Source organism: Yersinia artesiana, from assembly GCF_902726545.1.
GTDB classification, from domain to species: Bacteria; Pseudomonadota; Gammaproteobacteria; order Enterobacterales; family Enterobacteriaceae; genus Yersinia; species Yersinia artesiana.
Genome location: NZ_CACVAD010000053.1, coordinates 24824 through 30823, shown reverse-complemented (window position 1 = coordinate 30823; position 6000 = coordinate 24824). Strand labels below are relative to the sequence as shown.

Below are 6000 nucleotides of genomic sequence, written 5' to 3'. Positions count from 1 at the left end.
ACATTAATGTGTCATATAGATGCAATACTTTATCTTCAGGAGATAAAGTGCACCATCTAAGTGCAAATACTCTTTATTTATTGTGTATAAATATTCTAAAAACCGCATCATTTTAGTCAGTTTACGGTAATAAAAATGTCACTCATTTTGCCCGCAAATTGTGCTACTGGAAATAAAATAAGACATTTCTTGATGCTCTGTAATTAAATTTTCACTACTCTGGCGCGCAGTTTAAAACTCTATATTACTTTCTCGTTATAGATTCGTTTAAGCTTGAGGTTATATTCTTTTCCTCATTTAAATATGCAGTGTTAGTTATTAATTTTGATAGGTTTAAAGATTATCTGGTGCAAGGAAATCTTATTTCACCTTATCAGCATCAGAGAGCTATACCATGAGTTATAAACATCTTATTTCCGCGTGTATTTTCAGTAGTCTATGGCTAGGTCAGGCTAACGTGGTTCAGGCAGAAGATAAATCACCACCGGCCAAACAAAGCGAGCTGTCTGTAGATAATGACAACCTATGGCAACGCCTGATGCGTAATATCTCGCTCACATGGGATTCGCCTAATCAAGAGCTGTATATCCCGCTGAATACGTGGCACAACCGCTGGACCTATGATGAAGACAAGATAGAGTCATACAACGAGCGGCCTTGGGGCATTGGCTATGGCAAGTACCGCTATGATGAGAATAACAACTGGCACGCAGTATATGCGATGGCGTTTATGGACTCACACAATGAAGTTGAGCCGATTATAGGTTATGGCTATCAAAAGATGTGGATCCCTGGAGAAATGGACGGCTGGCGTTTTGGGGTTGGCTTTACGGCCAGTATTACCGCGCGTCACGAGTATCATTACATTCCAATTCCATTACCATTGCCACTTATCTCTATTGAATATAATAAATTTGCACTACAAACCACCTATATTCCCGGCACTTATAATAATGGTAATGTGCTTTTTACCTGGATGCGCTGGCAATTCTAATTGAATATATTATTCAATACACTTAACCATAAACTTTAAATGGTTAAGTATTGTTATTAAGAACCAGTCTCAATTGGCGCTAATAACTTCAGAAAAAGACGATAGCCATCACCTATTATAAAGCGGGAATTATCTATCTTATTTATTGCTGATAATGTAAACGATGGGTGACTTCCTACGTAAAAAATAGCCGGGTTCACTGTTGCTGCCCGGCTATTTTAGTGCCATACAGTAACCTAATTAGACGGTACTGGAATCCTTCAATTTCGATTGGCTATTCTTACCTTTCCGGCGAGTCAGCATAAATCCGCACCACAATAGTGCAATCCATGCCGGCATCATCAGTACTGAGATCTGAATCCCATCGGTAAGGTACATGATGACCAGAATCAGCATTAGGAATACCAAGCACAGATAATTACCATAAGGATACCAAAGTGCCTTGAAGCGTGGTTCTACACCTTCTCGCACTTTGGCGGCGCGGAATTTCAAGTGAGCCAAACAGATCATCACCCAATTGATAACTAGTGTTGATACCACCAGCGCCATCAATAATTCAAACGCCTTGCCCGGCATGACATAGTTAATGACCACGCCAGCAGAAGTTGCCAGGGCTGAAAGCGCAATTGACAAAATTGGCACCCCGCGCTTATTCACTTTGGTCAGCAACTTAGGCGCATTCCCTTGAGATGCCAGGCCGAACAACATCCGGCTATTGCAGTACACACCGCTGTTATAAACCGACAGTGCCGCAGTCAACACCACCACGTTCAAGATTGTGGCAACCAGATTGCTATCCAGGGCATGGAAAATCATGACAAAAGGACTGCCGCCCTCCACCACCTTGCCCCACGGATAAAGTGATAAAAGCACGGCCAATGAGCCGATATAAAAAATAAGGATACGATAGACAACCTGATTGGTTGCTTTAGGAATACTGTGATGTGGATCTTCAGCTTCTGCGGCAGTGATGCCCACCATCTCTAGCCCGCCGAAAGAAAACATAATCACCGCCATCGCCATCACTAACCCGCTAAAGCCATGAGGCATAAAGCCGCCCTGCGCCCAGAGGTTAGTGACTGAAGCATTTGGCCCGCCAGAGCCAGAAGCCAACAGATACGCGCCAAATACAATCATACCGATAATGGCGACAACCTTGATGATCGCGAACCAAAACTCAGTTTCGCCATACATACGCACATTAACAAGATTGATGGCATTGATCAGAACAAAGAATATGGCGGCTGATACCCAGGTTGGAATTTCTGGCCACCAATATTGAATATAAATACCGACCGCCGTCAATTCGGCCATTCCGACCAAAATAAACATTGCCCAGTAATTCCAACCAGACAAGAATCCGGCGAAATCGCCCCAATATTTGTAGGCGAAGTGACTGAATGAACCGGCAACAGGTTCCTCAACGACCATTTCACCTAGCTGACGCATAATGAGAAATGCAATAAAACCGCCAATGGCATAACCCAATATCACTGAAGGGCCAGCCATTTTAATAGTTTGCGCTATCCCCAGAAATAACCCGGTGCCGATAGCTCCGCCCAGAGCAATCAACTGAATATGGCGATTTTTTAAACCGCGTTTTAATGTTGAATCCTGCAACTGCTGTTCCATCCTATCCTCTGCCGCACTGTTACACACTGCCGTGGTAAAAAGTGCCTTTCGTAAATGAATCTGCGGCGGTTTTTTAACACTTAAACCTGATTGCAGCAAGGATTAAGGTCATTCGTGGATGACAGGATGAAAAACAATCGACTAGCACTATATATGGCAAGTGTCCTATTAACTGAGGCTCTGGATATCCCTCAGAGATGTAACGCAGAGATACCACATAATTTGCTCAAATTTCGGGCGCCAATCATTAATGTAGCCACATAGGACTGACGCCGGGTGACAACTTCGACAGCAACTCGATTATTTTTGTACCGAATAAGATAAGTTGATGGCCAGCCCTGACGCCGTTCGCCGTAGGATTTTTGATGGTGGTCAATTGCGGCATGAGCAATAACCAAATGGGACAAATTTGAATCACCTTTAATGATACGTTTCATCATCAGCTCCACGAAAGCAATCAAAAAGCGCCTTACCCTTTGTCATTCCCGCAATCCAAACTTCGCGGGACATTCACTTTTGCTGAAAATTATCGGGACGGATTATCAAACTTCCTGGCTGAGTAGATAGCAGATCATCGCCGCGCGCAGCGGGCTTTGGCTATAGGCTTGCCATTCTCCTTGCTGATTGGTAATTCTGGCATTCCACTGATTATTATCATTAATTTCTGGGGAATAGAGGCCAATTTTGTTGGCATAGATGATAGGCCATGCATCGGAAGGGTTCTTACAGTAATCCTTACCTTTAATGCCGCCATATGGATACCACTTGTCGGGATCTTCACCGCTAAGTAACGCAATGCTTCTGTTCACTTCGCTGTCACTTTCTTCACACCATTTAATCATCCGAATCACCATTCACCTTTAAAGTTCAGGCTACATTACGGCGAAATTAAGACAAATTTATGACAATCAACGTGTTTGTTTTGGCTCAATAAAATGTGGTCTGACGCCAGGGTGCAAAGCTAGAGCGTGGAGGAAAATAAGAGAGAAGAAGATATGACTCACAGACATGAGTATCACTCTGACACTGCCAGCCGCAGCGCCAGAGTCGGTGAGTTTATCTCTCCGGTATAACACCTTTAAAATCAAGCGGAGAAACGATATCACTGTCACTTTGAAAGTCACTGACACCTGTTGCATTAGCCAGTAATGCTTTGAGTAATTCTGTTTGCTGCTTCTGCTGTTCGGCGATGTCTTGTAACAAGCGAATTTGTTCGTTTGCTCGCACGCTGGCACGGCTCAAAAAGAACCAAACTATCAAGAAAAAAATGACGGTAAACAGCGAAAAAGCGATTGGGACAATACCCATTGTGCCCATATTTGTATCTAACATTGACGACCCTATTACATGCGTGACGAAGACGCTATCTTATCACTCTCCTCGTCACAAAGCTTAATCCGAGCAATCGATTAACGCTTAATAACGATAACTATCAGTAATAGTTTTCAATTGTTATTATATATATATGGGATAAGTTATCCTTACCATGGAATGATCGAAGTTATGGTACAAATACCGGTAGAAAAAGTCCCCCCTTGGTCACAATAGCTATCAAGGGCTAATAGGTAAAACAAGCAACAAGCGGCGATAATCCCTACCGCTGCGACAAGTTTTTTAATATTCAAATCAGGTACCTTATTCAACATTTTTTTTAATTATACTTTACTAAACATCAACCATTTATAGCCAAGATGTAATTACTCATGTTTGTCATCACGTTAGAGGCCAATTTACGTAATTATTTTACCATTTCGTTCTATAAATCAATAGTGTTTAGGATTTTTACTATTAACCATCTCATTATTACAAGTTAAACTGTTAAACATATCTATTATATAATAAGTAAAACTAATTACAGGGAGTAACAATATGAGTTTATTCAGACTTCTCTTGGTAGTAGCAATCATATACCTAAGCTTACTCTTTTCAGGCTATGGCGTACTGATTGGCAGCGAGAAGAATGCTGCCGGTATCGGTTTACAATGCAAATATCTGACGGCCAGAGGCATTTCAACCGCACAATTTATAAACGGAGAAAATGGCATTATTGGTGTCAGTAACTGCCCGCTAGTGAAAAAGATTGGCAATAACATCTTTGAATAACCCATAGCGGGTGCGTATTGATCCGCTGTGTCCAGCTTACCGGTTTTGGTCTGTACTCAATGTACAGACCAAAACGCAATTGTAGTGTATTACTTTTGCGTAAACTTCATATCAATCAATGCAATGGCTTTCTCAATTGCACGCTTGGTTACCGGGTCAGCTCCCGCAGGATGTGACGAGAAATCAATAGCTTTGAGCTGATGAGACATTTTATCCCGCACTTCGGTCGGCGCAATAATATCAATCACATCAAGAATTTGTTTGATAACCAATTGGCAGGCAACCAGATCGGAGACCAGCTCTTGGTCATTAGTGAACATTTCGGACATGGATAATTCCTTCACAATAATATTGTGTAAGGATATCACGGCCACAGATATATTTCTTTAGCCTGCCATAGTCACGATTTTATCCATGCGTCTGCTCAGGATAAGCGGCATAAAAAAACCAGGTTTGATAGTTATCAATCACCTGGTTCGAAAGAGAAGTCATTACATATCTATTGGTCACAATATTTCCAGTCTCACAGTTTATCACCTCCTACGCTTTTACCTTTATGCAGAACCATTACTGGCATCTTTAGAAAGACGGTTACACCTACAACCGCTATCAGAGTCATAATCACTGTTATCAACATGCGATCACCTCATCATTTTTAATTTCTATTTTTCCAAACTCAACCTTTTATCCTCGGGGTCTCCCCTTTTCAGATGACACTACCCTTTTACTATGGCACCAGAAAGCTCTTTTGCAAACAGGTCTTGAAAAGAGTTCATGATATATTTGCTGCAACTAAAGCCAACTTGGTGTTTTGTGTTGTTAGATTCAATTTGTGTATACTGCACTCCTCCCAACCCAAAAAAACAGACTAAATAATGTCACAAGAAAATCATCTCGCGTTAGTCTGCGCCCTCAGTAAATGGGTCGAAACCCATCTGGGGCGGGTCATCTACCTCGAAGAGTTAGCCGTATACTCGGGCTACTCGCTTTGGCATATGCAAAAAATATTTAAAGAAGTGACAGGGGTATCATTAGGTAAATACATTAGGGAAAGGCGTTTAGCGGGTGCCGTCTATCAGCTAAGAAGCAGTGATAGCTCTATTTTTGATATTGCTTTGGATTTTGGCTTTGGATCACAGTCACACTTTACTTACATGTTCAGAAAACGTTACGGTATCACCCCGTATGACTTCCGGCAAAATACCGATATTGACCTCAATATCGCGTTGCCCTTGCATACCACTCACCAGAAATTGGCGTAATTTGCACAA

General features: G+C 41.9%; 9 protein-coding genes. 3 read left to right on the top strand and 6 right to left on the bottom strand.

The window, feature by feature from the left end:
• The first annotated feature begins 394 nt into the window (after nucleotides 1-394).
• Nucleotides 395-994 (top strand): lipid IV(A) palmitoyltransferase PagP, encoded by a 600-nt coding sequence (gene pagP, locus HU019_RS16475; RefSeq protein ID WP_174847441.1) that lies wholly within the window; start codon nucleotides 395-397, stop codon nucleotides 992-994.
• Between the two features lie 240 nt (nucleotides 995-1234).
• Here pagP and HU019_RS16470 read toward each other — a convergent pair whose 3' ends face one another.
• The 5 genes from HU019_RS16470 to mgrB form a co-directional block, all read right to left on the bottom strand.
• On the bottom strand, nucleotides 1235-2626 hold the full coding sequence (locus HU019_RS16470) for an amino acid permease (protein WP_174847440.1): 1392 nt from the start codon (nucleotides 2624-2626) through the stop codon (nucleotides 1235-1237).
• 191 nt (nucleotides 2627-2817) lie between these two features.
• Nucleotides 2818-3063, bottom strand: a complete 246-nt coding sequence (locus tag HU019_RS16465) for a DUF4060 family protein (RefSeq protein WP_005163674.1) — start codon at nucleotides 3061-3063, stop codon at nucleotides 2818-2820.
• 105 nt (nucleotides 3064-3168) lie between these two features.
• The gene (locus HU019_RS16460) at nucleotides 3169-3468 is read right to left on the bottom strand and encodes a phage protein NinX family protein (protein ID WP_174847439.1); all 300 of its coding nucleotides are present in this window, start codon (nucleotides 3466-3468) and stop codon (nucleotides 3169-3171) included.
• 214 nt (nucleotides 3469-3682) lie between these two features.
• Nucleotides 3683-3958, bottom strand: coding sequence for a YebO family protein (locus tag HU019_RS16455; RefSeq protein ID WP_174847438.1), 276 nt, complete (start codon nucleotides 3956-3958; stop codon nucleotides 3683-3685).
• A 149-nt stretch (nucleotides 3959-4107) separates the two neighbouring features.
• Entirely contained in the window at nucleotides 4108-4251 is a 144-nt protein-coding gene (gene mgrB / locus HU019_RS16450) for a PhoP/PhoQ regulatory lipoprotein MgrB (RefSeq protein ID WP_174847437.1), read from the bottom strand.
• Between the two features lie 244 nt (nucleotides 4252-4495).
• On the opposite strand from mgrB, the gene HU019_RS16445 reads away from it, so the two are divergent.
• Entirely contained in the window at nucleotides 4496-4729 is a 234-nt protein-coding gene (locus tag HU019_RS16445; RefSeq protein ID WP_174847436.1) for a YobH family protein, read from the top strand.
• 89 nt (nucleotides 4730-4818) lie between these two features.
• Here the strand turns inward: HU019_RS16445 and HU019_RS16440 are convergent, their stop codons facing one another.
• Entirely contained in the window at nucleotides 4819-5058 is a 240-nt protein-coding gene (locus tag HU019_RS16440; protein WP_174847435.1) for a DUF2766 family protein, read from the bottom strand.
• 546 nt (nucleotides 5059-5604) lie between these two features.
• Between HU019_RS16440 and HU019_RS16435 the strand changes: the two genes are divergently transcribed.
• A complete protein-coding gene (locus HU019_RS16435) occupies nucleotides 5605-5991 on the top strand; it encodes a helix-turn-helix domain-containing protein (RefSeq protein WP_174847434.1) in 387 nt (128 codons plus the stop codon).
• Nucleotides 5992-6000 lie beyond the last annotated feature (9 nt).